The organism is Mycobacterium kyorinense (assembly GCF_001672775.1).
Lineage (GTDB): Bacteria > Actinomycetota > Actinomycetes > Mycobacteriales > Mycobacteriaceae > Mycobacterium > Mycobacterium kyorinense_A.
Genome location: NZ_LZKJ01000192.1, coordinates 1 through 1,067, shown reverse-complemented (window position 1 = coordinate 1,067; position 1,067 = coordinate 1). Strand labels below are relative to the sequence as shown.

The following is a 1,067-nucleotide window of genomic DNA, read 5'->3' as shown; positions in this document are numbered from 1 at the left end:
CGTCGCCGGGCCGCGCCACTCACTGGTCAGCTGCGTGATCACCCTGTCGTAATCGATTGCGGCGGACTCCAACTCGGCGGCCAGCCACCGCCAGGACGACGCCGCGGACATCATCGCCGCCGACCCCGGTCCGGCATACATGCGAGCGGAGTTGACCTCTGGCGGTAACGCCCCGAAATCCAGCACTACGTCTCCTCTAGCTGGTCGCGGCGGCGTTGGCGGCTTCCGTGGCCGCGTACGAACCGGCGCTGGTGCCCAGCATGTTCACGAACATGTCGTGAATTGCCGCGGCTTGGACGCTGGCCGCCTGATACATCCGGGCATGCGTGGCGAACTGTGCCGCCGTCAGCGCCGAAATCTCATCGGCTGCCGGCGGCACTATTCCCGTCGTCGGGCCCGCCGCAGCCGCATTCTGCGCCGCCACTGACGCGCCGATAGCCACCAAATTGCGAGCCGCAGCGGATAGCACCTCCGGCTGGGTTTCTACGAACGCCACGCTGATTTCTCCTCAGTGCTCGGTCTCAACGGCCTTCACGAGCCGCTCGCTAGCGACGTTAGATGGCCGGGAGCCGACTGTGCACTACCAACGACGAGTGTTCACCTAAAGATAGAAAGAGTTCATTACTGCGTACCGCTGACGCCTCTGAACGCCTTATATCTTCATTAGTGAACTTATGTCTCAGATAGTGGATCGCAGCCGTCGCCGATGGCGAGGAAGGGCATCGCATTCGTGACTACGAGGTCGAGTAGATCGGCAGGCTGTAGCGACCGACGAGGCCAGGACGTCAAGTAGTGGATTACGGAGCATTACCGCCGGAAGTCAACTCTGGCCGGATGTACGCCGGCGCGGGCGCGGGACCGATGTTGGCGGCCGCCGCTGCCTGGGACGTGTTGGCCACCGACCTGTACACGACCGCGTCCTGCTACGGCTCGGCGATCTCCGAAATCAGTGGCCTGTGGTCGGGCCCGGCGTCGGCGCAGATGGCCGACGCCGCCGCGCCCTATATCGCGTGGATGAGCAGCAGCGCCGCCCAGGCCGACCAGGCCGCTACCCAGGCCGGGGCCGC

At 65.0% G+C, this 1,067-nt stretch carries 3 protein-coding genes; 1 reads left to right on the top strand and 2 read right to left on the bottom strand.

All coding sequences use genetic code 11. The features are described 5' to 3' along the window. Positions 1-183: PPE domain-containing protein (locus tag A5707_RS23545; protein WP_156658195.1), on the bottom strand; the 183-nt coding region annotated here is incomplete at its 3' end. Positions 184-196: 13 nt separating this feature from the next. Next, positions 197-496, bottom strand: a complete 300-nt coding sequence (locus tag A5707_RS20080) for a PE family protein (protein ID WP_065012573.1) — start codon at positions 494-496, stop codon at positions 197-199. A gap of 296 nt (positions 497-792) precedes the next feature. Between A5707_RS20080 and A5707_RS20075 the strand changes: the two genes are divergently transcribed. Further along, a partial coding sequence (locus A5707_RS20075; protein WP_156658193.1) for a PPE domain-containing protein occupies positions 793-1,067 on the top strand: 275 nt, incomplete at its 3' end.